General features: G+C 56.8%; 28 protein-coding genes. 16 read left to right on the forward strand and 12 right to left on the reverse strand.

The window, feature by feature from the left end; translation table 11 throughout:
• Positions 1-62 precede the first annotated feature (62 nt).
• The 8 genes from leuD to ACW4YW_RS11395 form a co-directional block, all read right to left on the reverse strand.
• Entirely contained in the window at positions 63-701 is a 639-nt protein-coding gene (gene leuD, locus ACW4YW_RS11360; RefSeq protein WP_457137646.1) for a 3-isopropylmalate dehydratase small subunit, read from the reverse strand.
• Positions 702-722: 21 nt separating this feature from the next.
• On the reverse strand, positions 723-833 hold the full coding sequence (locus tag ACW4YW_RS11365; protein ID WP_457137803.1) for an entericidin A/B family lipoprotein: 111 nt from the start codon (positions 831-833) through the stop codon (positions 723-725).
• Positions 834-859: 26 nt separating this feature from the next.
• The gene (gene leuC, locus ACW4YW_RS11370; protein ID WP_457137647.1) at positions 860-2,266 is read right to left on the reverse strand and encodes a 3-isopropylmalate dehydratase large subunit; all 1,407 of its coding nucleotides are present in this window, start codon (positions 2,264-2,266) and stop codon (positions 860-862) included.
• 70 nt (positions 2,267-2,336) lie between these two features.
• Entirely contained in the window at positions 2,337-2,831 is a 495-nt protein-coding gene (locus tag ACW4YW_RS11375; RefSeq protein ID WP_457137648.1) for a YajQ family cyclic di-GMP-binding protein, read from the reverse strand.
• Positions 2,832-2,923: 92 nt separating this feature from the next.
• A complete protein-coding gene (ppnP, locus tag ACW4YW_RS11380; RefSeq protein ID WP_457137649.1) occupies positions 2,924-3,235 on the reverse strand; it encodes a pyrimidine/purine nucleoside phosphorylase in 312 nt (103 codons plus the stop codon).
• A gap of 24 nt (positions 3,236-3,259) precedes the next feature.
• The gene (locus tag ACW4YW_RS11385) at positions 3,260-4,483 is read right to left on the reverse strand and encodes an argininosuccinate synthase (RefSeq protein ID WP_457137650.1); all 1,224 of its coding nucleotides are present in this window, start codon (positions 4,481-4,483) and stop codon (positions 3,260-3,262) included.
• A 41-nt stretch (positions 4,484-4,524) separates the two neighbouring features.
• A complete protein-coding gene (gene argF, locus ACW4YW_RS11390; protein WP_407993637.1) occupies positions 4,525-5,445 on the reverse strand; it encodes an ornithine carbamoyltransferase in 921 nt (306 codons plus the stop codon).
• Between the two features lie 19 nt (positions 5,446-5,464).
• Complete coding sequence (locus ACW4YW_RS11395) at positions 5,465-6,643, reverse strand: acetylornithine transaminase (RefSeq protein ID WP_457137651.1); 1,179 nt, start codon at positions 6,641-6,643, stop codon at positions 5,465-5,467.
• Positions 6,644-7,082: 439 nt separating this feature from the next.
• Between ACW4YW_RS11395 and ACW4YW_RS11400 the strand changes: the two genes are divergently transcribed.
• The 3 genes from ACW4YW_RS11400 to ACW4YW_RS11410 all read left to right on the forward strand — a co-directional run bounded on the left by ACW4YW_RS11400 (position 7,083) and on the right by ACW4YW_RS11410 (position 9,898).
• Positions 7,083-8,207 (forward strand): aromatic ring-hydroxylating oxygenase subunit alpha, encoded by a 1,125-nt coding sequence (locus ACW4YW_RS11400; RefSeq protein ID WP_457137652.1) that lies wholly within the window; start codon positions 7,083-7,085, stop codon positions 8,205-8,207.
• A 66-nt stretch (positions 8,208-8,273) separates the two neighbouring features.
• Entirely contained in the window at positions 8,274-9,149 is an 876-nt protein-coding gene (locus tag ACW4YW_RS11405; protein ID WP_457137653.1) for a DMT family transporter, read from the forward strand.
• Between the two features lie 38 nt (positions 9,150-9,187).
• Positions 9,188-9,898 carry a hypothetical protein gene (locus tag ACW4YW_RS11410; RefSeq protein WP_457137654.1) on the forward strand — a complete coding sequence of 237 codons (711 nt, stop codon included), beginning with the start codon at positions 9,188-9,190 and terminating at the stop codon, positions 9,896-9,898.
• A gap of 4 nt (positions 9,899-9,902) precedes the next feature.
• Here ACW4YW_RS11410 and ACW4YW_RS11415 read toward each other — a convergent pair whose 3' ends face one another.
• Genes ACW4YW_RS11415 through ACW4YW_RS11425 form a run of 3 tightly spaced genes read right to left on the reverse strand, consistent with a single transcriptional unit; the run spans position 9,903 to position 13,245 of the window.
• Positions 9,903-10,544 (reverse strand): response regulator, encoded by a 642-nt coding sequence (locus ACW4YW_RS11415; RefSeq protein WP_407993642.1) that lies wholly within the window; start codon positions 10,542-10,544, stop codon positions 9,903-9,905.
• Entirely contained in the window at positions 10,541-12,259 is a 1,719-nt protein-coding gene (locus tag ACW4YW_RS11420; RefSeq protein WP_457137655.1) for a PAS domain S-box protein, read from the reverse strand. Before ACW4YW_RS11420 ends, ACW4YW_RS11415 begins: the two co-directional genes overlap by 4 nt.
• On the reverse strand, positions 12,256-13,245 hold the full coding sequence (locus tag ACW4YW_RS11425) for an integron integrase (protein WP_457137656.1): 990 nt from the start codon (positions 13,243-13,245) through the stop codon (positions 12,256-12,258). The genes ACW4YW_RS11420 and ACW4YW_RS11425 overlap by 4 nt, the downstream gene beginning before the upstream one ends.
• 151 nt (positions 13,246-13,396) lie before the next feature.
• Here ACW4YW_RS11425 and ACW4YW_RS11430 point away from each other — a divergent pair, with 151 nt between their 5' ends.
• The 10 genes from ACW4YW_RS11430 to ACW4YW_RS11475 all read left to right on the forward strand — a co-directional run bounded on the left by ACW4YW_RS11430 (position 13,397) and on the right by ACW4YW_RS11475 (position 20,097).
• A complete protein-coding gene (locus tag ACW4YW_RS11430) occupies positions 13,397-14,212 on the forward strand; it encodes a hypothetical protein (RefSeq protein WP_457137657.1) in 816 nt (271 codons plus the stop codon).
• Between the two features lie 198 nt (positions 14,213-14,410).
• Positions 14,411-14,947 (forward strand): hypothetical protein, encoded by a 537-nt coding sequence (locus ACW4YW_RS11435; RefSeq protein ID WP_457137658.1) that lies wholly within the window; start codon positions 14,411-14,413, stop codon positions 14,945-14,947.
• Between the two features lie 393 nt (positions 14,948-15,340).
• On the forward strand, positions 15,341-16,000 hold the full coding sequence (locus tag ACW4YW_RS11440) for a hypothetical protein (protein ID WP_457137659.1): 660 nt from the start codon (positions 15,341-15,343) through the stop codon (positions 15,998-16,000).
• A 51-nt stretch (positions 16,001-16,051) separates the two neighbouring features.
• Entirely contained in the window at positions 16,052-16,450 is a 399-nt protein-coding gene (locus ACW4YW_RS11445) for a penicillin-binding transpeptidase domain-containing protein (protein ID WP_457137660.1), read from the forward strand.
• 254 nt (positions 16,451-16,704) lie between these two features.
• Positions 16,705-16,860, forward strand: a complete 156-nt coding sequence (locus ACW4YW_RS11450; protein WP_457137661.1) for a hypothetical protein — start codon at positions 16,705-16,707, stop codon at positions 16,858-16,860.
• A 5-nt stretch (positions 16,861-16,865) separates the two neighbouring features.
• On the forward strand, positions 16,866-17,474 hold the full coding sequence (locus ACW4YW_RS11455; RefSeq protein ID WP_457137662.1) for a DUF2238 domain-containing protein: 609 nt from the start codon (positions 16,866-16,868) through the stop codon (positions 17,472-17,474).
• 9 nt (positions 17,475-17,483) lie between these two features.
• Positions 17,484-17,984, forward strand: coding sequence for a hypothetical protein (locus tag ACW4YW_RS11460; protein ID WP_457137663.1), 501 nt, complete (start codon positions 17,484-17,486; stop codon positions 17,982-17,984).
• Positions 17,985-18,037: 53 nt separating this feature from the next.
• The gene (locus tag ACW4YW_RS11465) at positions 18,038-18,721 is read left to right on the forward strand and encodes a hypothetical protein (protein ID WP_457137664.1); all 684 of its coding nucleotides are present in this window, start codon (positions 18,038-18,040) and stop codon (positions 18,719-18,721) included.
• A 113-nt stretch (positions 18,722-18,834) separates the two neighbouring features.
• On the forward strand, positions 18,835-19,437 hold the full coding sequence (locus tag ACW4YW_RS11470) for a M15 family metallopeptidase (protein ID WP_457137665.1): 603 nt from the start codon (positions 18,835-18,837) through the stop codon (positions 19,435-19,437).
• A 48-nt stretch (positions 19,438-19,485) separates the two neighbouring features.
• Positions 19,486-20,097: a hypothetical protein gene (locus ACW4YW_RS11475; RefSeq protein WP_457137666.1), complete on the forward strand. Its 612-nt coding sequence runs from the start codon at positions 19,486-19,488 to the stop codon at positions 20,095-20,097.
• A gap of 25 nt (positions 20,098-20,122) precedes the next feature.
• Here the strand turns inward: ACW4YW_RS11475 and ACW4YW_RS11480 are convergent, their stop codons facing one another.
• Complete coding sequence (locus tag ACW4YW_RS11480) at positions 20,123-21,988, reverse strand: PQQ-dependent dehydrogenase, methanol/ethanol family (RefSeq protein ID WP_457137667.1); 1,866 nt, start codon at positions 21,986-21,988, stop codon at positions 20,123-20,125.
• A gap of 249 nt (positions 21,989-22,237) precedes the next feature.
• Between ACW4YW_RS11480 and ACW4YW_RS11485 the strand changes: the two genes are divergently transcribed.
• The 3 genes from ACW4YW_RS11485 (at position 22,238) to ACW4YW_RS11495 (ending at position 24,594) form a co-directional block, all read left to right on the forward strand.
• Positions 22,238-22,918, forward strand: coding sequence for a PEP-CTERM sorting domain-containing protein (locus tag ACW4YW_RS11485; protein WP_457137668.1), 681 nt, complete (start codon positions 22,238-22,240; stop codon positions 22,916-22,918).
• A 210-nt stretch (positions 22,919-23,128) separates the two neighbouring features.
• On the forward strand, positions 23,129-23,713 hold the full coding sequence (locus ACW4YW_RS11490) for a tetratricopeptide repeat protein (protein WP_457137669.1): 585 nt from the start codon (positions 23,129-23,131) through the stop codon (positions 23,711-23,713).
• A 44-nt stretch (positions 23,714-23,757) separates the two neighbouring features.
• A complete protein-coding gene (locus ACW4YW_RS11495; protein ID WP_407997090.1) occupies positions 23,758-24,594 on the forward strand; it encodes a hypothetical protein in 837 nt (278 codons plus the stop codon).
• Positions 24,595-24,610 lie beyond the last annotated feature (16 nt).

The raw sequence follows: 24,610 nt of genomic DNA on the forward strand, positions 1-24,610 counted from the left end.
TTGAATTGATTTGAACAGAAGCAATCCATGCCGCGCCCTATGGCAGGCAGCATGGATCATGGTTAATTGAACAGCCAGGGCTGCACGGCCTTGTGCTTGGCTTCAAACGCCTTGATGTCGGACACGTGCTGCAAGGTCAGGCCGATATCGTCGAGACCGTTCAACAGGCAATGCTTGCGGAACGGGTCTATCTCGAACGCATAGCTTTTGCCGCTAGGCGTCTGCACGGTTTGCGTCTGCAGGTCGACCAGCAAGTGATAACCCTCGTTGGGCTCGACTTCCTTGAACAGGCTATCGACGATTTCCGCATCCAGGACAATCGGCAGGATGCCGTTCTTGAAGCAGTTGTTGAAAAAGATGTCGGCAAAGCTCGGGGCGATGATGGCGCGGAAGCCGTAATCGAGCAGCGCCCACGGCGCATGCTCGCGGCTGGAACCACAGCCGAAATTCTCGCGCGTCAGCAGGATGCTGGCGCCCTGGTAGCGCGGGTAGTTGAGCGGAAAATCGGGATTCAACGGCCGATTGCTGTTGTCCATGCCCGGCTCGCCCTGGTCCAGATAGCGCCATTCATCGAAAGCGTTGGGGCCAAAGCCCGCGCGCTTGATCGACTTCAGGAACTGCTTGGGGATGATGGCGTCGGTATCGACATTGGCGCGATCCAACGGGGCCACCAATCCATTCAACTGGGTAAATGCTTGCATATTGATCCAATAAACGATTCGTTACTTGGTTGATTTCTGTATGGCTTCGCCGGCCTTTTCGATGTCCTTGCCCACGCCGTTGATGGTATTGCACGCGGCCAGGGCCATCGCCAGCAATGACATGGCCGCCATCCTGAACACTTGTCGCATGGCCTGGCTCAATTCAGCAATTGGCGCACATCGACGAAGTGGCCAGTCACCGCCGCGGCAGCCGCCATTTCAGGACTCACAAGGTGAGTACGCCCGCCCGCGCCCTGCCGTCCCTCGAAATTACGGTTCGAGGTGGAAGCGCAACGCTCGCCCGGCTCCAGCCGGTCGGCATTCATCGCTAGGCACATGGAGCAGCCGGGCTCACGCCATTCGAAACCGGCTTCCTTGAAAATCTTGTCCAGGCCTTCCTGCTCTGCCTGCGCCTTCACCAGGCCGGAACCCGGCACCACCATCGCCAGCTTGACGTTGGGCGCGACATGCTTGCCCTTGGCCACGGCCGCGGCGGCACGCAAGTCCTCGATGCGGGAATTGGTGCAGGAGCCGATGAACACTTTGTCGATCGGGATTTCCGAGATCGGGGTATTGGCCTGCAAGCCCATGTACTGCAAGGCGCGCTCCATGCCGCTGCGCTTGGTCGGGTCGTTTTCCTTGGTTGGGTCTGGCACAATGCCGTTGACCGCCGTTACCATTTCGGGAGAAGTACCCCACGTGACCTGCGGCTCGATTTCCTCAGCCTTGAGTTCTACCAGGGCATCGAACTTGGCGCCCTCGTCGCTATGCAAGGTGCGCCAGTAGGCCACTGCCGCATCCCATTGCTCCGGCTTGGGCGCATAGGGACGGCCCTTGACGTAATCGATGGTGATGTCGTCCACGGCCACCATGCCGGCGCGCGCGCCCGCTTCGATCGCCATGTTGCACAATGTCATGCGCCCTTCCATGCTCAGGCCGCGAATCGCCGAGCCTGCGAACTCGATCGCATAACCGGTGCCGCCCGCGGTGCCGATCTTGCCAATGATCGCCAATGCAATGTCCTTGGCGGTGACGCCGGAGCCAAGCTGGCCTTCCACACGCACCTGCATGGCCTTGGATTTCTTCTGCACCAGGCACTGGGTCGCCATCACGTGCTCGACTTCTGAAGTGCCGATGCCGTGCGCCAACGCGCCAAACGCGCCGTGAGTGCTGGTATGGGAGTCGCCGCAGACCACGGTCATGCCAGGCAAGGTCGCGCCCTGCTCCGGCCCCATGACGTGCACGATGCCCTGACGCGCATCGCCCATCCTGAATTCGGTCACGCCGAAATCGCTACAGTTCTGGTCCAGCGTTTCCACCTGCAGGCGCGAGATCGGATCGGCAATACCCTGGCTGCGGTCGGTGGTGGGCACGTTGTGGTCAGGCACCGCCAGCACGGAACTGATGCGCCATAGCTTGCGGCCGGCCATCTTCAGGCCTTCGAACGCCTGCGGGCTGGTCACCTCATGCACCAGGTGGCGGTCGATATAGATCAACGCGGCACCGTTTTCCTCACGCACCACGTGGGAATCAAATAATTTGTCGTAAAGCGTTTTGGCTGACATACGATCCTTCTAATCCTGCTGATACAGTCCGTTTAACGTCACTAGACGGCTTATGGTTGAATCCGGCCGCTCAATCGCGGAAGTTGCCGAACTGCAACGGGAAATCCGTGATGGACTTCCTGACGAAGGCGATCGCCTCCTGCAACACATCGCGCTTGGCGCCGGTCACACGCACTTCGTCGCCCTGGATGCTGGCCTGCACCTTCAGCCCGCTGTCCTTGAGCAGCTTGACGATTTTCTTCGCCAACTCGGCGTCGATGCCAGCCTTGATCTTCAGCACCTGCTTGACCTTGTTGCCGGAAATCTTCTGCACGTCCTGGTGATCCAGGCGCTTGGCGCTGTCGGCCTCCTTCTTTTCCATCGCGGGCAGAAGGATGGCCTTGATCTGGTCGAGCTGGAAATCCGAGTCGCCAAGCAAGGTGATCAGGCTATCCTTTTCGTTCAGCTCGACACTCGCGCTGGTGCCCTTGAAGTCATAGCGGTTGGTGATCTGGCGACCAGCGACATCCACCGCATTCTTCAATGCGACCATATCGACTTCAGAAGAAATATCAAATGAAGGCATCGTTATCCATCCTCATCCAAATTCAACGCTGCATGCCGGTAAGCCCGGCATGCAGAGATTTAAATACTCAACAAATACAGGTGCTGCGACGCTTATTCGAAATGACAGACGTAATCCAGCGTTTCCGTCACTTCAATGTCGAAGCTGGAGTTGCCCGGCACAGTAAATTTCTCGCCTGCGCCATACGTCTTCCAATCGCTTTCGCCATTGAGGCGCACCTTGCAGGCGCCGCTGTTGATTTCCATCAACTCGGGAGAACCGGTATTGAAGGTCAGCGTGCTGGGGAAAATCACGCCTACGGTCGCACGAGTGCCATTCGGGAACAGCACGGTATGGCTGACACACTTACCATCGAAATACACATTGGCTTTTTTCTTGACGCTCACATTGTCGAACTGGGCCACGATGCTTCTCCTAAAATTAGTTGGTTACTGCTTGTTGTTGCGCAGGTTGGCAGCAATGCGCATGCGCAAGGCATTCAGCTTGATGAAGCCGCCCGCATCACGGTGGTCGTAGGCGCCTGCGTCGTCCTCGAAGGTCGCGATGTTCGGATCGAACAGCGAATCCGTCTTGGAATCGCGGCCGGTCACGATCACATTGCCCTTATACAGCTTGAGCTTGACCCAGCCGTTGACGGTCTGCTGGGTATGGTCGATTAACGCCTGCAGAGCAACACGCTCAGGACTCCACCAGTAGCCGTTGTAGATCATGCTCGCATAGCGCGGCATCAGGTCGTCCTTGAGGTGCGCGACTTCGCGGTCGAGGGTGATGGACTCGATCGCGCGATGCGCCTTGAGCAGGATGGTGCCGCCCGGGGTTTCGTAACAGCCGCGCGACTTCATGCCGACGTAACGGTTTTCCACCAGGTCGAGACGGCCGATGCCATGCTTGCCGCCCAGGCGATTCAGTTCCGCGAGCAATTCGTGCGGCTTCAATGCCTTGCCATTCAATGAGATGGGGTCGCCATTGCGATATTCAATCTCCAGATATTCGGCTTCGTCCGGCGCGCTCTCGGGCGATACTGTCCAACGCCACATATCTTCCTCAGCTTCCGCAGCCGGGTTTTCCAGGTGACGGCCTTCGTAGGAAATATGCAGCAGGTTGGCGTCCATGCTGTACGGACTGCCACCCTGGCGGTGCTTCATCTCTACCGGGATACCGTGCTGCTCGGCATAGGCCAGCAGCTTCTCGCGGCTGAGCAAATCCCATTCGCGCCATGGCGCGATGACCTTGACGCCGGGCTTGAGCGCATAGGCGCCCAGCTCGAAGCGCACCTGGTCGTTGCCCTTGCCGGTAGCGCCGTGAGAAATGGCATCGGCGCCGGTTTCATTGGCAATCTCGATCAGGCGCTTGGCAATCAACGGACGGGCGATGGAAGTGCCCAGCAGGTATTCACCTTCATATACGGTGTTGGCACGGAACATCGGAAACACGAAGTCGCGCACGAACTCCTCGCGCAGGTCGTCGATATAGATTTCCTTGACACCGAATTTCTTGGCCTTTTCGCGTGCAGGCTCCAGCTCCTCGCCCTGGCCGATATCCGCGGTAAAGGTCACCACCTCGCACTGATAGGTATCCTGCAGCCATTTCAGGATCACGGAGGTATCCAGGCCGCCGGAATAGGCCAGCACGACTTTCTTCACATCACTCATTTCGCTATTTCTTTCTCGATTAAATCCAGTTCAACCCAGGTTTATGCCTGCACCTTGCCCAGCAGCAAATACTCCATCAATGCCTTCTGCACGTGCAGCCGGTTCTCGGCCTCTTCCCACACAACGGACTGCGGGCCGTCGATCACGGCGGCCTCGACCTCCTCGCCGCGGTGCGCGGGCAGGCAGTGCATGAACAAGGCGTCCTTGCCCGCGACGCGCATCATGTCGGCATCCACCTGCCAGTCGTGGAAGTCACGGCGGCGCTCTTCGTTTTCCGCCTCGAAGCCCATCGACGTCCAGACATCGGTAGTGACGAGATCGGCACCGCGTGCGGCCTCCATCGGGTCGGTGAATTCCTCGTAATGGTCGGTGCCATAGAGGTTGGCGCGTTCCGGCTCGACTTCATATCCCGGCGGTGTCGATACATGCACATTGAAATCCAGCACCTCGGCCGCCTGCAGCCAGGTGTTGCAGACGTTGTTCGAGTCACCGATCCAGGCCACGGTCTTGCCCTTGATCGAGCCGCGATGCTCGATATAGGTGAAGATATCGGCGAGGATCTGACAGGGATGGTATTCATTGGTCAAGCCGTTGATGACCGGCACGCGCGAATTCGCGGCAAAACGCTCGATGATCTCCTGCTCGAAGGTACGGATCATGACGATGTCGCTCATGCGCGAGATGACTTGCGCCGCATCTTCCACCGGTTCGCCGCGCCCCAGTTGGGAATCACGCGTGTTGAGGTAGATGGCGGAGCCGCCCAACTGTTGCATGCCAGCCTCGAACGACAGTCGCGTGCGGGTGCTGGCCTTCTCGAAAATCATCACCAGGGTGCGGTCGGTCAGCGGCCAGTATTGCTGGTAGGCCTTGAACTGCTCCTTGATCCAGCGCGTGCGGTCAAAAATATGCGCCAGCTCGTCCGCATTCAGGTCGTTGAACTGCAAGAAATGTTTGATTGCCATAACGTTTATATTCCCGCGATCAAGCCAAAAACTTCTTGATTAAAGGTGCCAGGATGTCCACCACTTGCTGTGCTTCCTGCTCGCTCATGACGAGCGGCGGCAACAGGCGGATCACTTTCTCTGCCGTCACATTGATGAGCAAGCCTGCTTCAAGCGCCTGCTTGACCAGTTCTGCACAAGGGCGGTCCAGCTCTATGCCGATCATCAGGCCCGCATTGCGGATCACGCTGACGCCGGCCACGCCTTGCAGGCTGGCAGCAAAAGCCTCGCGTATGTAATTGCCCAATTGCTCGGCATGCGCGAGCAGGCCGTCGGACTCGATGATGTCCAGCGTCGCCAGTGCCGCGCTGCAGGCCAGCGGGTTGCCGCCAAAAGTGGAGCCGTGCTTGCCGTAGGTAAACACTTCCGCAGCCGGGCCATGGGCCAGACAGGCGCCGATGGGCACGCCCGAGCCCAGCCCCTTGGCCAGGGTCATGACGTCAGGCACCACATCAGTGTGCTGAAATGCGAACCAAGTGCCGGTACGCGCCACGCCGCTTTGCACTTCGTCCAGCATCAGCAGCCAGCCATGGGTATCGCAAATCTTGCGCAAGCCCTTGAAATACGCCGCCGAGTCGCGCGGCACATTGATACCGCCCTCGCCCTGGATAGGCTCGAGAAGGATGGCAACGACGTTCTTGTTGTGCTGCGCCACCTGGCGCACGGCATCGAGGTCATCGAACGGCACGCGGATGAAGCCGCTCACCAATGGCTCGAAACCGGCCTGGGTCTTGCGGTTGCCCGTGGCGGAAAGCGTTGCCAGGGTACGGCCATGGAACGCGCGCTCCATGACGATGATTTCAGGGTTCTCTACGCCCTTGTTGTGCCCATAGAGGCGTGCAAGCTTGATGGCGGCCTCGTTGGCCTCGCAACCGGAATTACAGACAAACACCTTGTCCATGCCGGAAACTTCGCACAACTTGTCCGCAAGCCTGGCCTGCTCGGCAATGCCGTAGACATTCGAAACATGGATCAAGCGGCCGGCCTGCTCGCTGATGGCGGCCACCAGGCGGGGATGGGCATGGCCCAGGCCATTGACCGCGATCCCGGCCAGTGCGTCCAGGTAACGCTTGCCCTCGGTATCCCAAAGCCAGGCGCCTTCCCCCTTGGTGAAGGTGACAGGCTGGCGGGCATAGGTATTCATCAAATGTTCGGACATTGCAGTATCTAGCCTTTACGTTGGATACAAGCTTAAAAACAAAAACGGCGGCACCAGCCGCCGTTTACAGCATCATGCGGCACTCTCAGCGGTCGAGCGCGCGCTTTTTCAGCAGTCGGATGGCTGCCAGCAGAGCAATACCAGTTGCTACCTTGCGCACTACAGTCTTCATGAGGTCACCGTCGAAATTCTTAAACAATGGAAACCCGGCCCAAACTCACTACTGCACCGGACTTTGCCAAGCTTTCGAGCTAGGCAAATATTTTTACTTCAAGAGCTCGAGAGTAGCGCAAATCCCGGATTTAGGCAAGAATTAGGCAAGAGGATTTATGCATTCAAACCCATGCAATGATGCAAAGCTGGTTTCAAAATCCTTGGGTTTAGGGCAGAATCCAATGTTCGCCCAAATTCAAGATATTTACTCGCAACCCTGCATTATATGGTGTCTCTAGCCACAGTTACCAAGATGCCCGATCAGGGCCATGATGCGCGACTCAGCACTCAGTTGCCGGTCTCCTGGTACACGGACCCTGCCGTTTACGCCCTTGAGCAGCAACACCTCTTTGCCAACTCCCCTCATTATATTGGCCACGAACTCATGGTCCCAGAGGTCGGCAGCTACCACGCCCTGTCGTGGATGAACAATGCCAAGGCGCTGGTCCGCAACGAAAACGGCATTGAACTGATCAGCAATGTCTGCCGCCACCGGCAGGCACTCATGCTCAAGGGCAGCGGCAAGACCAAGAACATCATCTGCCCCTTGCACCGCTGGACCTACGATACCCGCGGCCAGTTGCTGGGCGCGCCGCATTTCAAAGAAAACCCCTGCCTCAACCTTAACAAGTCTTCGCTGAAGAGCTGGCAGGGCCTGTTGTTCGACAGCAAGCGCGACATTGCGCAGGACTTGCAAAAGCTGGGCTGCAAGCAGGACTTCGACTTCACCGGATATATGCTCAACCGCGTGATGGTGGATGAATACAACTTCAACTGGAAAACCTTCATCGAGGTCTACCTCGAAGACTACCATGTCGGCCCCTTCCATCCCGGCCTAGGCCACTTCGTCGATTGCGAGGACCTCAACTGGGAGTTCGGCGACTGGTACAGCGTGCAGACGGTGGGCGTGCACAAGGCCCTACAGAAATCCGGCTCCTTGATATACGACAACTGGCACAATGAAGTGCTGCGCTACAACAAGCAGCAGCCGCCCAAGTACGGCGCGATCTGGATGGTGTACTACCCGTTCCTCATGATCGAGTGGTACCCGAACACGCTGGTGGTCTCCAATATCATTCCGCGCGGGCCGAACGCCTGCACCAATGTGGTCGAGTTCTACTATCCCGAGGATATTGCCCTGTTCGAGGAAGAATTCATTGCGGCGCAACAGGCGGCATATACCGAAACCGCCGTGGAAGACATGGAAATCTGCCAGCGCATGCATGACGGCCGCCATGCGCTGGCCGCTCAGGGCATCGATGAGCGCGGCCCCTACCAGCACCCGATGGAAACCGGGATGCAGCATTTCCATGCCTGGCTGCACAAGCAACTGGACCCGCATCTGAAATAACCCTCTCCAGGCAGACCATTGCCTGCTCAATATTTGGGCCTGCACGCCAGGCCGGAAAGACGAACCTTGAACCTACCCAGACTCGGCAGCCTGTGGATGCTGGTTGCCGCTTTCTTTTTTGCCATCATGGGCGTTCTGGTCAAGCTGGGGGCGGCAAAATTCAGCAGCGCGGAACTGGTGTTCTACCGCTCGCTGTTCGGCCTGCTGTTCATCGTCGTCGTCGCGCGCTACCGGCAGGTTTCGCTCAAGACACACCTTCTCAACACGCATATGAAGCGCGCGATTCTCGGTTTCGCCTCGCTGATCTGCTTTTTCTTCGCCATCAGCGAATTGCCGCTCGCCACCGCCATCACGCTCAACTACACCTCTCCCTTGTTCCTGGCGATGGCCCTGCCGTTCATGCTGCACGAAAAACCGCGCAAGATCCTGCTGCTCGCCGTAGTGCTCGGCTTCGTCGGCGTCGCCTTGTTGCTCAAGCCCAGCCTGCACATGGATGAGCTGATCGCGGGCGCCATCGGCCTGCTCTCGGGCGCGATGGCGGGCATCGTATACGTCCATGTCACCCAGCTTGGCCGTGCCGGCGAGCCGGACTGGCGCACGGTGTTTTACTTCACCCTAGTCTGCACCATAGGTGGCGGTTTATGGATGCTGTTCTATCGCTTCACGCCGCTGGACTGGCCGGACCTGCCGCTGCTGTTGGGGCTGGGCGTATCGGCCACCATCGCCCAGCTTGCCCTGACCCGCGCCTACCGTACCGGCAGCCCGCTCGTGGTCGGTAGCCTGGCCTATACCACAGTGGTACTGGCCAGCCTGTTCGGTATCCTGATCTGGAACGAAACATTGTCCTCGGACCGCTGGCTCGCTGTCGGCCTGATCATCCTCAGCGGCATCATCAGCGTATGCGCGACACCCAAACCGAATAAAGACACCCAGGCCAAATAAAGGTTAAACTTTAGCCCGATGCGTCCGTAGAAGATGAAATGAACCCCTCGCCTTCCCGCCATATTGCCGGCATTGCATGCAACGCGCTGCTAAGCTTGATGCTGGCAGGCTGCATGGGCGGGCCCATCGCGCAGCAAGTGGCCTCATCCCTGCTGATGCGCGCTGCGGACCAGGCGACTTCCAATGCCTACGACGCATATTTGTTGAAAGATCCTTCACCCTCCAATCCAAGTCATGAATCCAGCATGACGGCTGCCATTCCCGGCCATGGCGGCGCCAGTCGCGCAGTTTCACAGCCGCCACAACTGGACGAATACTGGAGTGCCTTCCTCAATGCAGGCTTTACCGAGATCAAGCCTTCTGCAGAACCCTTGCCTGAGCATGCAACCAGCGCATCAAAAGACGAGGGCCACGCCATGACTGCGAGCGACCTCGTTGTGGTCGAGGTCTGGAGCATGCTGGTGGGAGAAGAGAAAGCCGCCGTCCTGGAACAGGCCAGGCTGCGCGGCAACGATATATCGCATCTGCAAGACTTGACCCAATGGCAGATGGCGGTAGGCGCCTCCATCGCCTCGCCGCAATCGCCGGTCACCTTTCTGGTGCCTCCCGAACTTGGCCGCATCAGCAGCGGCCAGGAGTTGCTCGTGGAAATATCCGGGCAGAACGACCTGAACATTGCGCGCTACCTCATGCAGCCGCAACGCGCCTTCAAGCAGGCCTCAGGCCAGCCTGCAGCCAACCAGCCCTGAATATTTAAGGATCAATCAAGCCGGACCGCATTGCGATCAGGGCGATCTCTGCCGAATTGTTGGCATTGAGCTTCTGCTTGATATTGTAGAGGTGCGTGCCGACAGTACGCGGCGAGAGGGACAAGGTGTCGGCGATTTCGTTGGTTGTCTTGCCCTTGGCCAGGGCCATGAACACCTCGAACTCGCGGTCGGAGAGGATATCCACCGGGTTCTGCTGCCCGGAAATCTGCTGGATCGCCATTTGCTGGGCCACATTGGCCTCAAGATACATCTTGCCGCCCGCCACGGTATGTATCGCCTTGATCAGCTCCTCGGCCGCGCTGCGCTTGGTCAAGTAGCCCATCGCACCCGCGTTCAGCACGCGCTTGGGATGCACCGAATCCTCATGCGCGGACAATACCAGGACGCGCGCATGCTCATCCTTGGCCCGAATGCGGTCTATCGCCTCCAGACCGCCTATGCCCGGCATGGTGATATCCATCACCACCACATCCGGCTGATGCTCCTGGTACAGTTTGATGGCCTGTTCGCCGCTCTCCGCCTCGGCAATCACCTGGATCGCCTGGTCCGACTCAAGCAGCAGCTTGAACCCCATGCGCACCACGGCATGGTCATCCACCAGCATTACCTTGATTGCTGCACTCATGACACTACTCTCTCCGGAATCGTCACCGATATGGTGGAACCCTGGCCCGGCAAGGAGTCAATGCTGAAACTGCCATACAGGGCCTGGGTACGCTCGCGCATCCCCAGCAGGCCGAAATGGCGGTTCTGGTCCACATTGCACATATTCATGCCGATGCCATTGTCCTTGATCAAAAGTGTGAGGGTACCATTTTCATGGCGTGAAAGGCTGATATCGATACGGTCTCCCCGCGCATGGCGCAAGGCGTTGGTCACGGATTCCTGCACAATGCGATAGAGGTTGATGTTCAGGCTTTCCCCCAGCAAATCCAGCTTGCCCTGCAATTCCAGGTTGAACTTCACGTTCGGGTTCTGCGCCTGCCAATCGGCGACGGCGTCGCGCAAGGCCTCGGACAAGCCCAGGTTGTCCAGCGAACCGGGGCGCAAGTGGCGGATGATGTTATGCATGCCATCGTAAATGTGGTTGGCTGCCGAGACGATGGTTTGCGCGCTGCTTTCTATGCTCGGCATATCCTGCCTGGCCTTGTTCGCGATCGCCACGGCAAAGGTCTTGATCGCGGTGACGTACTGCCCGAGCTCGTCGTGCAGTTCGCGTGCCAGGCTGCGGCGCTCGTCCTCGATATGGCGCTGGATCAGGTGCGTCAGTTGGCGGTTTTCCTCCAGCTTGCGGGCAGTTTCCTCCGCCAGCTTGCGCTCGGTGATGTCGCGCATGCTGCAAATCTCGCCGATCAGCTCGCCGGTTTTCGGGTCCATCAGCGGCGCGGCGGAAAGCGACACATCGAGCAGCTTGCCGTCGCGCGCCACCCGCTGCGTGTCGTAATGCTCCACCAGGCCATTCGACAGCATGTTCGCCATGTTGCGCTCCAGCTCGCTCTCGTGGTTAGGCGGCATTAGCAACTCGGCAGACCTGCCGATGATGTCCGCCGGCGCATAACCGAACATGCGCTGCGCTGCGGGGTTCCAGAAGGAAATATTGCCGTTGAGGTCGTGAATCATGATCGCATCCGCGCTCTGCTGCACGATCAGCGCAAGACGGCGGTTTTCCTCGGTGCGCTCGCGCAAAGACTCGCCCATCAGGTTGAAATTCTGCGCAATACGTGAGAACTCGGGCACCTTGAACATGGGCAGCCTAACGTCCAGGTTGCCCTGCTCCACAGCGGAAATCGCCTTGAGGATATCGTTCGCGGGCCTGAGCCAGCGCCCCAGCATCCAGTAAATCAAGGCGTTGAGTACGAAGAAGAACCCGGTCTCGATCCAGAGCAGGTTCTGGAACGAAGCCCAGGATTCACGGATCGCCCCAGCCGCATCGGACGCCACCACCAGCATGCCGAAGCGGATGCGGCGCGACACCACCTCCGGCTCAGGCTCCACCATGCGGGCAAACCAGCGCGGTGGCGTTTCATTGGCGCGATACGTGGATGGCGGCGACTGGTACATCAACTCGCCCTGCGCGTTGTAGAGGAAAATCTCGCTGCTGCGCACGTGCCCGAGCGATTGTAGAAAGGTATGCATCACGTCATGCGTATAGCCCCACTCCGGGTTCTGCCGCGAATTGATGATAACCGTGTCAAGCAGTTGTACCGTCACACGCGTCGCCGCCTCCACACTCTCCTCGGTGGAAATGCGCATGCCCTTGATCACCACATAACCCACCGCCACCATCAACAGCAGCAGCAGAGTGGTAATGAGGAGATTGAATCTGACACGTAAGCTCATAGTAAATTATCCAATGGACTGCTCACCCCGCGCGCGCCCTTGTTCAATACATGGGTATACATCATTGTTGTCGAAACATCGCTGTGCCCCAACAGCTCCTGCACAGTACGGATATCGTAACCTCTCTCAAGCAAATGAGTGGCGAAACTATGGCGAAACGTATGCGGTGTCGCATGCTTGGCGATACCGGCATCCACCACAGCCTGCCTCACCGCACGCTGAATTGCCTGGTCCTGCACATGGTGGCGCCTTGCCTGCCCTGCCTCACCATCATGCGTATCAGTCGACAACCGCGCAGAAGGAAACACATATTGCCACCCCCATTCCCGGTTTGCATTCGGATACTTGCGCTGCAACGCATGGGGCAGATATACCGCACCATGTCCTGCCGACAAATCCTGCTCGTGCAATACCTTCACCCTCTTCAAATGCTCCCGCAAAGGTTTCACCAATACCTGTGGCAACATTGTCACCCGGTCTTTAAATCCCTTGCCGTCCCGAATCAGAATCTCGCCACGGGCAAAATCCACATCCTTCACCCGCAACCGCAACACCTCCAAAATCCGCATCCCCGTGCCATATAACAAACAGACAACCAGATGATGGGTTCCGCTCAAGCGCGCCAATATCTGCTGAACCTCCTCAACCGCCAGTACAACCGGCAATCGCCTGGGCGGTTTTACACGCTCCACCTTATCCAGCCATGGCAACTTGATATGCAGCACCTCTTTATACAAAAACAACAATGCACTTTTCGCCTGATTCTGCGTTGAAGCAGATACCTTGCCCTCAACTGCAAGGTAAGTTAAAAACTGCTCAACCTCGGCAGCACCCAGTTCCCTCGGGTGCCGCTTGCCAAAATGCAAAATGTACCGTTTAATCCAGTCAACATAAGCCTGCTCAGTGCGGATGCTGTAATGCTTGAGGCGGATTTTACCCCGCACCTGATCGAGCAGTTTTGGGGATGAATTATTCGACGGATGCATTTTTAAAATTTAGGCCGCACTAAAAAATACTAACTTAATGATTACACCATACATAAAATTAAATATCATCAACCCAAAAACCCATTTGACGGAAAATAAAGCGTCAAATGGGATGGCTACTTTGCGTTAGGCAGCGAAGGGGGATCATCGCGTGTCATCCAATCTTGACCGCTACAAAAAGGACTTCGAGAGGCTCCTGCGCGACTCGGTGCTTATTGAGCAGTCGTTTGCGCATGCCTGCTACGGCCAAGAGTACGAAGCGGCGGTGTTGAAATCTTGCAAAGGCGACAAGGATACTGCTAAGAAGCACATGGACGCACTCCCCAATTTCAGTACTGCCTACCAGTCGTGGTATTCCGAATGCTTGGCACTGATCAAGCAACTTCTTCCAGACCGCTTGAACGACTTTGTTCGCCTGTATGAGAAGCCGAAAGGCCGAAAAGATATTGGGTTCGAAAATTACCGTATCGAAGATGCATTACAGGGACTACGGATAACGAGGTATGGAAACGAGGTGGTCGCAGACTCGAAATCTGCTATGCCTCACTTACAGCAACAGGTAGCCATACTCAAATCGATAAAGTCCAGGTTCGAAAGTTCGCTCTTCGATATCCGTCAGCTTGTGCAAGCGGACCTGTTGGATTCCGAACTGGATGCTGCCCGAGAGCTACTCAAGCATAAGTTCATGCGTGCTGCCGGCGCGGTCGCAGGCGTCGTGCTGGAAAAGCACCTAAATGAGGTTTGCGTGGCACACAACATCAGACTCACAAAGAAGCACCCGACTATCGCTGACCTCAACGACGCGCTGAAGAACGCGGATGTCATCGAGACTCCCCAATGGAGGTTTCACCAGCATCTCGGTGACATACGCAACCTTTGTGATCACAATAAGAAAACTGATCCAACGCCGACGGAAGTTCACGATCTAATCGAAGGTGTCGCTAAGGTGACCAAGATGGTCTTCTAGTCGCTGCCTAACAATTCATTCAAGCCGACGCCGCTTCGCGACGCGGCTTAATTCAGGCTTTAGGTTACTTACCGAATGTCACGCAAACGGATAAAAGACGACGTTCAAGCCCGGGTTCTGACTCGGTCGCGTAGGCGCTGCTGCATTTGCTTTGGCCTGAACCGAGACACTTCCATCAAGCAGGGGCAGATTGCTCACTTGGACAAGGATTCAAGCAACGATGCCGAGGACAACTTGGCATTCTTGTGTTTGGATTGCCATGATCGGTACGACAGCAAAACGAGTCAAAGCAAGAATTTCACTATCGGAGAGGTCAAGGGCTTCCGCGCAGAGCTTGATACAGCTCTTGACTCAGCCTTCTCTAAGGACGTGAGATTCGGTGAAGCCGTAGCTGCCGCAACAGAAGGTATCAACGGCCAATACATTCGGGTAGATGGCGGCTCTAGCAGCGCAGAGCTAACTGTTCGGCAGCTGCCTAATGGCGACATTCGAGTGATTGGAGAGGCGCTTTGGGGTGCCAACCGTGAGCATGGCCCCAACATTGGCACCTTGGATTTCTTGGCCGATTTGGATGGCAACGTGGCTATCTTTGAGGATCATCTACTCGGCGACGACCGGCCTTACCGCGCTTGCCTCATCTTTGCGAATGAGTTGCTTGAAGTCGACGAGGATAATCCCGGCGGTTACTTTGGTATGAATGTTTCTTTCGCGGGGACATATGTCAAAGCAACCTAACAATTCATTCAAGCCGACGCCATTTCGCGGCGCAGCTTAATTCAGGCATTGCAGATAGCTCATTCAATTATTGTCACTAAGGCCCAGACGATTGTCGCGACTCGTTCCGTTGACTGCACAATTAACAAACTGCCAACCGCAAACGTTGGCGGTAAACTAAACTGCTTAGCTACCGGTGGAATGCAGGCTAAGTTACCCATTTGGGTTCGCCAGTTTGAAGATGTATTGCAAACAGTCAGGGCGATAGCGTTGCTCCGCTAAAGTTTTTTGGCAGGCTCTGGACTGCTTGCCGTATCGTAGTTTGCCGGTTAAGTTTAATTGAGCGTTGATGCCGCTGCTCATGTCAGACAGTACGGAAATGCGGGGTTCTACGCCATATGCGATAGGAGATTTATGCGAAACTTGCTTGATTTTAGTTCTGGCTCGGCAATTCTGACGACATTGCTGATCCTGGTGCTGATGTCTGTGATAATGGTCGGCATCCGTCTTATTTTCATGCAGACTTTTCAGCGCCGGCGCGAGCGTGAAAACCGTCAGATCAACGAACGATTAAAGGTCCTTATCGCAGCCTACAAAGTGCTGGGCGGTTCCTTTACTGGTGAACTGGCGGTTGATCCTGCTCATTTGCGTGATTTGCGGCAGTCTGTTGGTGCAGTGGATGATTTGAACGCCATTGCCAGCACTTCCGAGCGCCGCAGGCGTATCCGCGATGCTGTTGAATCGGCGTTATCAGATATTGTTTTGCTGGGCACGGAAGAACAGGTTCGGCTGGCGGCGCAGGCTGCTAACGATATGGTGGCAGGGAAAAATATCGAAACCGCCGCACTGGTGGTTTCATTGCGTAATTTTATTCGTCAGTCCCTGGATTTAACCCCCATCCCGGCAGACATCACAGTCCCTAGCCAAGGGCCGATACGCGTTGTTACAAGCGGTAACAGTGGTAAACGAAGCGGCGAGCCTGGTGGCGGTAAAGGCGGCGGTGGAAATGACGGCGGCAGTGCTTCCGACGGCATTGTACTGACTGGTAGCAGCCAGGTAAGCGACACACCCTGATATCAATATCGCCTATCGTTGGCATACTTATTTTGTTCAGCATCCAGGCCCATGCCGCTGATTGGGAAGACAGCTAGATTTGCGGAGCTATTCAAAAACACCCATGTGGACGGCACGTTCGTGCTCTACGACGTCACCGCCCAGCGGTTGGTTGGTTATGATCGGGCGCGCGCTCATACCAGGTTCGTTCCGGCCTCGACTTTCAAGATTCCCAACACGCTCATTGGGCTTTCTGTGAATGCGGTTAGCAGTGTTGACGAAGTTCTCCCCTATGGCGGGCGCCCTCAACCTTTCACAGACTGGGAGAGAAACATGAGCCTGCGCGAGGCGGTCGCGCTTTCCAATGTGGCCATCTACCGAGAGCTTGCCTGGCGCATATGCGCGAAACGCTTTCCTAAATCGGTTACGGGAATGGTGAAATCGGCGCCAGCGTTGATACCTTCTAGCTGACTGGCACGCTTAGGATAAGCGCAGTAGAGCAAAGCCAGTTTCTAGCCCGGCTGTCCAAGGCACTGGGATTCTGTGAGAAAACTAAACATGCTTAACGATGCGCTCGAGCGTTAATCATCAAAAAAGAAACCAATGACACAACATCGTTACCTAGTCGCATTGAAGCATTTGGCAGACTCGAACGGAGTATGCTGGAAATCCAATCGTGACATGATCGGGTTTTGCTGTATGTGCTTAAGGCCTATAATCCCGCCATGCCAAAAAAATACAAAGACATCTTCAACCTCAGCGTCGCAACCATCCTGGGCACCATCACCGGCCTGACGCTCGACAATCTGCTGCTGGGCGCCGTGGTGGGCATTGCCCTCGGGATTGTGTTTTCCTTATTCAACAAGCCTGACCAAGATTGAGCCATATGCGACTTCGTTGGCTGCAGCTTGGCAGCCTGCTCCTGCTTGCAGCCTTGGTAGCCTCAGGCATCCGCCCCTACGACCGGATCACCTGGCTGATGGAAGTGCTGCCGGTGCTGATCGTGCTGCCTATCTTGTGGGCAAGCTACCGCAACTACCCGTTGACCACACTGCTCTACGGCTTGATCTTCCTGCATGCATTGGTGCTGATCATGGGCGGTGCCTATAGCTATGCACGCGTCCCTCTGGGTTTCGAGATGGCGCACTGGCTGGGGCTGGAACGCAATCCTTACGACAAGATCGGGCATTTCATGCAGGGCTTCGTACCGGCGATTGCCGTACGGGAAATCCTGCTGCGTGGCGCCTATGTGCGCGGAAGAAAGATGCTGGCATTCCTGACCTTGAGCGTCGTGCTTGCGATCAGCGCATCCTACGAACTGATCGAATGGGCCGCGGCATTGATCATGGGTCAAGGCGCAGACGAGTTTCTCGGCACGCAGGGCTATGAATGGGATACGCAGTCCGACATGTGGTTTGCGCTATTGGGAGGCGCTTTTGCATTGTTGCTGCTGTCTCCCTTGCATGACCGCGCCCTAGCGCGGCTGAGAAAATAGGCTGGGCCTATGATAAAAAGATTAAGTTCGATTGCCGTCATATGCTGCCTCGCTGCAGCCCAGGCCTGGGCTGCAGCGCCCAAAGCGCTTGAGGCACAGGTTGAGCATTTGGCAGCCTTGCTCAGCGACGGGTTTGCCGTAGGCTACCCAGAGGCTACGCAAATACAGGTATTGTCGAGATACGGTCACGAAACCACGACATTGGCGGTATTCACCTTGGAAGGATTCGGCGGCGGCAATAACTTCCGCCAATATCTCGCGGCGTTCAGCAGCGAAAGCGGGACAGGCAAGCCCTATTACAGCCTGCTCGACGTCATCCCGATCGGCGCCGGCGGCTGGCGCAGCATCGTCGGCCTGCAGGCAAAGATGGCAGGCCGGACCAAGCAGGGCGGCGTACTATTCACCATGCCCATGATGGAGAACCTCTCCGATGACGCGGTCAATTTCCCCAGCAAGAAGGCCAGCATCCGCCTGCTGCTGGAAAACGGCCGGCTGCGGGAGTTGAAATAGCCGGACAATCGGGCGATGATGCATGCTAGCTCGTAGAAGGAAACTTAACCGGCATGCCCCTCACAGACCAGCAGAAAATCGCGCTTTTCGACCGCATTTGGCAGGAATACGTCATGACCCACGGCCTGGGCGGCATGGCGAAAAGCGACTTTGACGCATTGCTGCTATGGGAATACGCCCAGGCAGTGCAGAGCGCCGACACATTCCACTTAAGCTCGGCATTCCGCATTCGCGAATCGCGCGCCAAGAGCCTGCTGGAAAGCGCCGCGATCAAGTTCGGCCAGCTGACGGAGGCCGAGGCCTGGCTGCAATTGCTCGATGCCCTGGCCAGCGTGGACTACCATGTGGAGAGCGTGGAAAAAGGCCAGATGCGCTTCCACCTGAAAACGCCATTGTTGTTCCGCCACCTGCAAAACCAGGCCAGGCTGGCGGATGACAGCCTGAGCTTCAATGCGGCATCGGAATACGTGATCGGCAACCTCGCCACGCTCTACCGCATCCTGGACCGTTGCTGGGAAGAACAGGCGTTTGGCCCGGAATGGCGCGGAAAACCGCTGGAACAAGCCCGAGAGAAGATCCGCACCATTATCGGCAACATCGGCCGCCATATTGCAGAAAACCACTTGGAAGAACTGAAGTCCCATAAGAAATCACGGCTGCCCGCCATATTGGAATACGGCAGCAAGCTCAGCGGCATTGGCGGATTCATCAAAACGCTGTTGAGCGCATCCTCCTGAACACGAACGGCTGCATCCAGCAGCCTGCCTTAGCCGGCGCCCACCCAATTAAAGATATACCCATATCATCATTTCTACCCTATGATGTGAGCAAAGACATCAGGGAGCGCATCATGACGATGGACGAGATGATCAAGGCCGTGCAGAAGACGCTGGGCGTGCAAGTCGACGGCAAGGCAGGCCCTGAAACCTGGGGCGCGATTTACCGCCGGTTGTTGCCGCAAGCATCCCCTGCCGCCGCTCCAGCTCCCGACCTCGCCGACCCGCAAAGCGAAAAGCATATCGCCACGTTATTGCCCGAAATCAAGCCCCTGGCCCGCGCCTTGATTGAAAAGGCGGCGAATGCGGGCATCCGTATCCGTGTCATCAGCGGCTTGCGCACCTATGCGGAACAGGATGCGCTGTATGCCCAAGGACGGACCACAGCTGGCAATATCGTCACCAATGCGCGCGGAGGCTATTCCAACCACAATTTCGGCATCGCATTCGATATCGGAGTATTCGAAGGCAACCGCTATTTGGGAGATTCCCCTAAATACAAGGCCGTGGGCGTACTCGGCGAGGAGCTTGGACTGGAATGGGGCGGCAACTGGAAGACCATCGTCGACCAGCCGCATTTCCAGCTCAGGCCCGTATGGGCCTTGAACCTTCCCGAACGCCAGATGCTGGCTGAACTTAGGCAGCGCCAATCTGCCGGCACTGCAGTATTCGCCTAGTAAGCTAGTACGATAAATGAGCTTAATTAAGATAAAGAGAGCTTAGCCATGAGTGAAAACAGGACAGGCAGCTGGTGGCAGACCATCCCAGGGATACTGACGGCCATCGCCGGCATCGTCACCGCATTGACAGGCCTGGTGGTGGCATTGCAGCAAACCGGATGGTTTGGCAAGCCGGAGCCCGCGGCGACATCGCCGGCCCAGCCCCCATCCGCTGCGAGCCAACAGGCGGAAAACGCGCAACCCGCATCTTCACGTCCGGCGCCGGCAACCGCAGCAGCCACTGCGGATATCCAGCTTCCCGATGGCAATGCCGTGCAGATGGATAGCGGCACCGGCTATCAGTTCCGCTACACCGTTCTTTCCGCCACGGCCACGCCTGAACCATCCAACCAGCAACGCCTTCGGCTCAATATTCGCGCCTGGACCAGCGCGGCGGGCGGGCTGAATTTCTGGAGCGATTCGTTCCGGCTGGTGATCGGCGACATGCGCCTCAAGCCCAGCAACATGCTCAATGAACTGGTAGCGCGTGATGAAACCAAGGATGCCTTGATTGAATTCGTCATCGCTGGCGATATCCGTGCCGCCACCCTCGCCATCACTGTCGGGGGCCTGGACTTTTCCGGCAACCAGCGCGAACTCAAGCTCACATGGCAATAGCGCATCAGCACCGCTTTCGGTATACCTATAGCGCAAATACGTTCAGCGCACCGCTCCCGGGCGCGGCATTGTAGCGGCCGAGCTCCCGGAACGCACCCGCAGTGCCCGCCCCATCGCTATCGCCACTCAAGCCCTGGTTGAGCGCAATCCCGGCCCAGCCGCCGATGCCTGAGAAAACCGCAATATATTGCCTGCCGCGATGCTGGTAGGTCATGGGGTTGCCCACAATCCCCGAGCCAACCTGGAAGCGCCATAATTCCTTGCCATTGCGTGCATCCAGGGCCTTGAACCATCGGTCCAGCGTGCCGTAGAACACCAGCTGACCCGCAGTGGCCAAGGCCCCGCTCCACACCGCGAATTTCTCGCGGTTGTACCAGACCGGCTTAGCCTTGAGCGCATCCCAGGCCATGAAGGCGCCCATGTCGCCGTCCGGCCCCGGCTGCATGGTCAGGCTCGCGCCGGCCCACGGCTGGCCGGCGACATACTTGGCTTCCACGGCCTCGTAAGTCATGCACAAGTGGTTCATTGGCACGTAAAACCAGTCGTTTTTCGGGGAATATGCCGCAGGCTGTATATTCTTGACCCCGAGCGCCGACGGGCAGATTGCCGTGGTTTCCTGGTCCTCATGCGTGGAATAACGGCCATCCTTGAGCGGAATCCCGGTCTGCAGGTCAATGCCACTCGCCCAGTTGACGAAAGGGTGCATTTTGCCTGCCGCCAGCAATTTTCCGGTCTGACGGTCCAGGGTATAGGCAAAGCCGTTGCGGTCGAAATGCGTCGCCAGTTTTTGTCCGCCGTGATCCCAGAGAATCAATTCATTGACGCTGTCGTAATCCCATTCATCATGGGGCGTCAGCTGGTAGCCCCAGCGCGCCATGCCGGTATCCAGATCGCGCGCAAACAACGTCATGGCCCATTTGTTGTCCCCTGGCCGGATATCCGGATTCCACACCGAGGGATTGCCCGTGCCGTAATACACCAGGTTGAACTTAGGGTCATAGGAAAACCATCCCCAGACCGGGCCTCCCCCGTGCTGCCAGCCATTGGCGGCCGCCTGCGGCTTGAGCCAGGTCCTGACTCCCAATTCGGTCTCGGGGAACTTGAGCCGTTCCCTGGGCAAGGCGCGGAACGAACCTCCCTCCTTGTTGCCGCCGGCGACGTCCTCGTAGGCCGAGAGCGCGTTGTAATGCGGATTGTCTGCATTGAGGTCCGGCCCGATCAACACGTCGCTATCCGGCCCGGTGCTGTAGGCTTTCCATTGCAATTGGCCATCCTGCAACGCGTAAGCCGCAAGAAAGCAACGCACGCCGAACTCGCCTCCGCTGCACCCCGTGAGCACCTTGTCGCGGAAGACATAAGGCGCATTGGTATTGGTGGCGCCAATCCTGGGGTCGTTCACCTGCACTTCCCATACCTTGTGCCCATCGCGGCTGTCCAGTGCCAGCAATAGGCCGTTGTTCTGCTGCAGCAATACCTTGCCGTCGCCGTACGCCAAGCCGCGGCTCACGTTGTCGCAGCAGAGGATGGCCTCGATATCGCTGGATTGCTTGGGGAAATAGGCCCAGAGAATCTTCCGGTCATGATCCAGATCCAGCGCATAGACATTATTGGGAAACGCCGTATGCACATACATCACGTTCCCCACCACCAACGGCGCCCCTTCATGCCCGCGTTGCACGCCGGTGGAAAAACTCCATGCGAGTTTGAGCCGGGAGACATTGCGATAGTTGACTTGGTTAAGGCGGCTGTAGCCCTGGTTGTAGTAATCCTTGCGCGGGCTTGCCCATTGGCGGTCGTCACTCATGAGCGTTTGCAGCGTATCTGCCGCAAATGCCGAAGCAGCGGGAGCAAGGCACAGGTAAAGGCTAACGAGAGAAGAGAATATCCGCATCCCGAACCCAACGTTCTATAAGACTTGTGGATGACAGGGAAAAGCAAAAACACCTGTTTCGATCAAGCAAAGGTAAATTGTGTTGACACATGAAGAAAAATAAACATAATACAAATCATTCTTATTTGTATGACAGATAGGAACTCGCCAGCCCATGCTTGTGCTCATTGCAAGACAGCTAGCGAAGATGTCCGGATTTTCATTGGGAGAGTCCGGTTGATCATTCTCAAAACTAAGGAAACTAACAAAATGAACATGACATCCGTTCGTGCCATCATCGGCGCCAGCCTTCTTGCCGTAGCCAGCCTCGCTCAAGCGAATGCGACTCACGAAAGCTTTATCGACATTGCAGACTCCGTCTCCTTCGACGGTTGGAACCAACTCAACCGCAACCGTGTGGATGCAAACGGCAATGCTGACGCATTGACTTCCGCACAACTGGCCGCCGGTACCGCTGGCAATGTGGCAGGCTCAGGCGATGCACTGCTGACGCTGATCTCCGGTTCTTACTATCCTGCCGGTGCTGGTCTTTATGGTGACGGTTCTATTACGTTCACCGACAATACTATTGCCAGCAACATCGGCTCCATCGCGTTCCAGGGCATTATCAACGACTTTGACGGTTCGTTTGGCGGCACCCCGTTCTCCTTGAGCCTGAGCTACAACGGTGGCGACCAAGCCCTTGCCGGCACATTGGTCAACTTCGTTGATACCGGCACCGCTGCTGACTACTACTATTTCTCTTGGGACCTGAGCGGCATCTCCACTCCGATCACTTCCTACACCTTGAACTTCAACATCGGCTTCTCCCAGTCGCTGGCTTTCCAGATCGACCAAGTTGCCGCCGTACCTGAGCCATCCACCTATGCAATGCTCATGCTGGGTCTGGGTGCTGTAGGCTTCGCAGCGCGCCGCCGCAAGCAAGCCTAATCGGCTGCTCAAGCGCTACTGCAGCATATGCAGTAGCGCTTTTCCCTCCTCTCCTAAAAATCTTGGGACAACCACCTCGGCAGTGAGGTGAAAATCTAGACTTGCCCCCGCTCGAATTATCGCTATAGAATTGGTATAAGTTCATGCTTAATTATCAACAATAAGCATGTCATGAGTGCGTTGATTTAAAAAAGAATAACTCAAACACCAATGAAGAATTTTCTTATATTTCTGACTATATTAGTCATTACGTTCGGTTGCGCGTCTAGTCCGAACAAGCAAACCGTCCGTATCTGCGACGAACAAGGTTGTTCAGACCGTCCCCGTAGCGAATCCACCTTCGTCCCTGAATCCTCCATCTCGCCAGAAGAAAAGCAGAAGATCGAGCAACTCACCGCACTGGCAGAGAAAGACCCGCGCGCAGCTTTTGATCTTGGATTGCGGTATTTCCGTGGCGATGGCATCACCCGCAACTCATATCAAGCACTGACCTGGATGCGTCATGCAGCAGAGCGTGGCGACGTCGACGCCCAACTGGCAGTCGGCCGTTTCTACCTGATGGGCCTGGAAGAGATGGGCTCCGATCCTGCCGAGGCTGAATCCTGGCTGAGCATGGCCGCCGGCAAGGGCAACCAGGAAGCGCAAACGCTGCTGAAACAGGCACAGGAAGCCAAGAGAAATGAAGTGGAATACCGCCGGTGGCTGAATCTTTACCGGCCTTACTGGTACGGATATTGGCATAGCGGCTATACCTACCGCAGCTATTGGCGCGGATCTTCCTGGTATTTTTATTGATACGCCCACGATTACCTCAACCCCCAACCTTAGCGAGAATGAGCATGTTCAAGAAAAAACTTAATCTGGCAATGGTGTTGCTACCATTGACACTGGCTGGCTGCGTCAGCACCGATGGCCCCGGCCTGGGCGGTATGCTGTCCACCGGTTCATCGCCGACCGCAGCCTCCGGCGCAGCGGCTGGCAGCACCAGTGCCGATGCAAACTCCAACCTCGAGCGCTGCAAAGCCCCGCTTGGCACCATTGCCATGGATGACGGCCGCGACAAGGAATGGTTTACCACTTTCGGTTCCGCCACAAAAGTCACCAGCATCGAGCCCCTATTGCGTTTGGCGGTGCAGCAGTCGAACTGCTTCGTGATCACCGCTATCGGCAACAGCCGTACTGACGGCCGTATCTCCGCCATCACCGACAAGCAACGCAACTCCGGCGAATTCCGCGCTGGATCCAACCAGCAAAAAGGCCAGCGCGTAGCTGCCGACTACTTCCTTGAACCAGCGATCATCATCGACAACGACTCCACCGGTAAAATCGCAGGCGCCCTGGGCAGCCTGATCGGCAACGGCGTAGGCACATTGGCTGGCTCTCTGGAATCCAAGGTATCTGTCGTGACATTGTCTTTGTACGATATCCGCTCCTCCGTGCAAATTGGCATCGCGGAAGGCAATGCCACCGCCACTAATTATGGTGCCGCACTCGGCGCCTTTGGCGGCGGCGCAGCAGGCAGCCTCGGCGGCTTCTCCCGCACGCCCGAAGGCAAGGCGACGGTCGCCGCATTCGTGGATGCCTACAACAAAATGGTAGTTTCACTGCGCCACTACAAGGCACAGGAAGTTGAAGGCGGCCTGGGCACAGGCGGCAAATTGAAGGTCGGCAAGTAAGTCATTTGCCAATCAC

Source organism: Methylobacillus pratensis, assembly GCF_054072455.1.